Origin of the sequence: Pseudodesulfovibrio pelocollis, assembly GCF_030282845.1 — a bacterium.
GTDB classification, from domain to species: domain Bacteria; phylum Desulfobacterota; class Desulfovibrionia; order Desulfovibrionales; family Desulfovibrionaceae; genus Pseudodesulfovibrio; species Pseudodesulfovibrio pelocollis.
Genome location: NZ_JASTWE010000087.1, coordinates 1 through 3,300 on the forward strand (window position 1 = coordinate 1; position 3,300 = coordinate 3,300).

Genomic DNA, 3,300 nt, shown 5'->3' on the forward strand with positions numbered 1-3,300 from the left:
CTCTGTCTTGTTGGTCATCGCTCTGCCTCTCAAAAGTTTACGCCTGTTCAAAGTGCATACACTGACCAGCGTGCTGACATGCCTCCGACCCTTCGTGCAGGACGAGAGGCATAAACTTCCCTCTTATCATGACTCCGAGTTCGGCCTTGGCGTCTTTGCCGTTTTTCCGAATCTCAAAACCAACAGGGAAGTCCAGCTGATAGCAGTCCGGTATTTCTTCGATCATCTGGATCAATTCTTTTTTGGTCATGTCGTGCTACTCCTGGTTTCCCGCCCTGCGCGGCCCCTCGATGTCCTTGTCCGTTGGCTGTTTCTCTCGTGATCCTTGTTAATCAACCAGATATTCATCCGTGTTGAACCGACATTGCCCCTCAAGCACCTCAGCGCTAGCACTGGTGACAATAGCCAAGGTATGCGGGTGGTGGTTTTCGGCCATATACTTGAGGAGCGGGCGCGCCGCCTTTTTGAATGCCGTTTCACTCATGTCAACGGCTTCGTAGGTGGCCTCAAAAACGTCCGGTTTGCATGGGTAGAGCTCTCCTTTGATTCCCTTGATGATGTAGTCTCCCTCACCCCCTGTCATTGTCCCTTCAAGGGTTTCGATGTGAACCCCTCTCTCGTCAAAAGACAGAGCCTTTTCCCAGTTCGGTCCAGCCATGGACAAGATGTCCTCTGCTGTTTGGGGGGCGAAGTTGAACTGAATTGCCTCGATCTCAACGGATAGCTTGCGATAAATACCCATGCCCATGTCTCCTTTTGCGCGCGTGCGCGTCTGTTAAATATACCCCAAATGCACTTTCTTCCCGCCGCTTTCCCTATGGTCGCCTCGGCCCTTCAACGACCCGGTCGGTGCGGATGCCGAGACGGCGCAGGATCGGGTTGAGATTGATGCGCCAGATCACTTCACACATGAATTGCATGATTATTGCCCTCCGACATTTGACGTGGCGGCCCGCTCGGCTTTGAATCGCTCAAGGGCGGCGCGGGCCTCTTGCTCGGTGTCACACACAGCGAGTTTTTTGCAGGCCCCTTGCGCCATTTCTGTCTTGATGCTGCAATCGTTGCAGATGCGGTCGGGGTGGCTGCACAGCCTGACAACGTGACCGAATTCCCCCCCCCCTCGACAAACGTGCCGAAATTGATTCTCCACTGCATTTGGGGCCTCACTTGTATTCCGACGGGTGACCGACGGGTTGGTTGTAGTCGGCGAAATAGGGATAGTTGGAGGGGATGAGGTGTTTCCCGCCCTTGCCTGTCTCTATCCACTGCGGGTTGTAGCCGCGCTCGACGGCCCGGAGGAGCCAGCGGGCCGAAATGCCGTTGGTCCGGATGTCTGACGGGTGGACACGGGCCACATTCAACACGGCGGCCAGTTCCACATGGTCGCGCACGCCCATGGCCTCGCAGAGGCGGTACAGGCGGTCATCCATGTTCCACCTAGCCATGGAGGAAGCTCCCGGAGTTGCGGGGGCTTTGACGCGGAGAGAGTTCGGCCAGGAGGACCGGCTTTTGCACAAAGGCGACCCAGACGCGCCACTCGCCGCGCTGGTCGCGGAAGGGAGCGGTGCGGGTGAAGGTATCGGTGGGCAGGATCTGACCATGGGGCCAATACCTGACCGGAGACTTGGGGCACAGGTCAGGGGTCAGTCCTGGGCCGAGGACGGCAACGCCGAGACCGGCGGCCAGATGATCCAGGACAATCGAGGCTATCCCCTCGACGGTGAAGAAGCTGACACTCTCATCGTCGCGGGTGAGCCACTTGTCGCCGACCATGACACGCCACGTTCCGGGCCTGCCGCCGTGTTTTTCATCCCACAGTTCGGCAGGGTAGAAGGACAGTTTTGGCGTGCCTGAATCCCCCTTGAACTTGGGGAGGACAGCGCACGGCTTGTGTTCGCATGTCGGCATACTGGCTCCGTTGGTCTCTCTCCGCCCCCTGCGGGCCGGGGCTGTCGCCTGCCCCGGCCCTGTCGAGGGGAGGAGGTTGCCCGATCTTGCGGGCTGGGTTGATGGTTTACCGGGGTTCTGGTATCGGTTTTGAAAAATCACGCCTTGCACCGATGCCGGAGGACTCCCCATGCGAAAATTCATTCTGGCCTTGACCCTGTGCCTGCTCGCCGGATGCGCGAGCCGGGCGGACAAATACATTGCGAGCCTGGACACGGATGCGGACAGAGTCCGTATCTGCACGGTGATGGCGGACACAAGCACCAACCCAAACGCGCTCATCAAGGGAACCGATGAGGACAGGGCTATGGCCCTTGATCTCTGCAAGGCTGCCGCGAAACAGGTGCCGAACAGTCCAATCCCATGGTCCCGGATAGGCGAACTGCTCATGTTTCGAGGCGACACAAAGGGCGCATGCAAGGCACTCATGGAAGCGAAGCGGCGCGGACACCCCATGGCCGTTGACGCGTATTGCCCGGGTGAGTGAGGCTGTCGGTGAGCGGGCTTGTCTTGTTGCTGGCGGCTATCGCTGTCGTTCTTTTTTTCGGATTCACTTCGTCCCGCAAGCGCTCCACGGGACAGCCGCACAATACGGTTCACAAGCAATCGCCTCGCAACAGCTATCGTCAGCCATCCCCAAGCCCCAGGCAGCCCAGACTTGAGGACATCAATCCGTCCAAATGCGCCCCGACAAGCAATCCCCTGGAGATCGACGTGCCGCGAGCACTGGACGACAGCGCCGTGTACTGGGAAAACGACGAGGTGGGATATTTGCCTAGAGGGCATGCACTGGACGACGATAGCGGTCATCCGACTACGACTCATTCAGGCATCCCGTCAGTCTTAATTGAGATGCCACCGTATGAGCCGGAGAAGTGGTCTGCCTCTGAATACAGGCGGTGGACGGACTTTTGCATCAAGCACGGACTCAATGTCCCACATCGCGTCTTTAAAGAGTTTGATGAAGGCGAAAAGCCAACAGCAAACCCATTGGACAGATACCTGGACTGATCCCTATATTTCAAAGAGCAATTGACGCGGTTGCGTCCTATCGTGTTGCCCAACCCTCCTCCCGTGGCGTGACCGTGCGTCCTTTCGGCGGCCTTGCTGTTGCGGGGCTTGCGGCGTGCGCCCTATCCGGATTTCCCTACTTTCTGGCCGTGGCTCAGGTTGCTTCGGGCTTTCCGTGTGCTGGCAATTGCAGAGTATGCTGAACAGAATATTCAGTCAAGAAAATAATTCTGATTAGAATTAATTATGACGAGTTGGTGGGCCTGATGAGAGGAGAACAACAAGACCCGGGCTATGGCGGAGGCTATTGTGGCGGAGGGAGAAGTCTGATCTTTAAATTTT

5 protein-coding genes are annotated in these 3,300 nt (G+C 57.4%); 1 reads left to right on the forward strand and 4 read right to left on the reverse strand.

Translation table 11 applies throughout. The features are described from left to right. Positions 1 to 37: 37 nt before the first annotated feature. From QQS14_RS16155 to QQS14_RS16170, 4 genes are all read right to left on the reverse strand, one after another. A complete protein-coding gene (locus tag QQS14_RS16155; RefSeq protein WP_285908047.1) occupies positions 38 to 250 on the reverse strand; it encodes a hypothetical protein in 213 nt (70 codons plus the stop codon). 78 nt (positions 251 to 328) lie between these two features. Beyond that, positions 329 to 742 carry a hypothetical protein gene (locus QQS14_RS16160; RefSeq protein ID WP_285908048.1) on the reverse strand — a complete coding sequence of 138 codons (414 nt, stop codon included), beginning with the start codon at positions 740 to 742 and terminating at the stop codon, positions 329 to 331. 421 nt (positions 743 to 1,163) lie between these two features. Beyond that, positions 1,164 to 1,445, reverse strand: coding sequence for a helix-turn-helix domain-containing protein (locus tag QQS14_RS16165; protein WP_285908049.1), 282 nt, complete (start codon positions 1,443 to 1,445; stop codon positions 1,164 to 1,166). Next, positions 1,438 to 1,908: a hypothetical protein gene (locus QQS14_RS16170; protein WP_285908050.1), complete on the reverse strand. Its 471-nt coding sequence runs from the start codon at positions 1,906 to 1,908 to the stop codon at positions 1,438 to 1,440. Before QQS14_RS16170 ends, QQS14_RS16165 begins: the two co-directional genes overlap by 8 nt. 169 nt (positions 1,909 to 2,077) lie before the next feature. Between QQS14_RS16170 and QQS14_RS16175 the strand changes: the two genes are divergently transcribed. Next, complete coding sequence (locus tag QQS14_RS16175; RefSeq protein WP_285908051.1) at positions 2,078 to 2,434, forward strand: hypothetical protein; 357 nt, start codon at positions 2,078 to 2,080, stop codon at positions 2,432 to 2,434. The last annotated feature ends 866 nt before the right edge of the window (positions 2,435 to 3,300 follow it).

What these genes read in the sequence shown, in the direction of transcription:
- QQS14_RS16155 (WP_285908047.1), bottom strand. Translation starts at nt 250, where the DNA reads ATGACCAAAAAAGAATTGATCCAGATGATCGAAGAAATACCGGACTGC.
- QQS14_RS16160 (WP_285908048.1), bottom strand. Translation starts at nt 742, where the DNA reads ATGGGTATTTATCGCAAGCTATCCGTTGAGATCGAGGCAATTCAGTTC.
- QQS14_RS16165 (WP_285908049.1), bottom strand. Translation starts at nt 1,445, where the DNA reads ATGGCTAGGTGGAACATGGATGACCGCCTGTACCGCCTCTGCGAGGCC.
- QQS14_RS16170 (WP_285908050.1), bottom strand. Translation starts at nt 1,908, where the DNA reads ATGCCGACATGCGAACACAAGCCGTGCGCTGTCCTCCCCAAGTTCAAG.
- QQS14_RS16175 (WP_285908051.1), top strand. Translation starts at nt 2,078, where the DNA reads ATGCGAAAATTCATTCTGGCCTTGACCCTGTGCCTGCTCGCCGGATGC.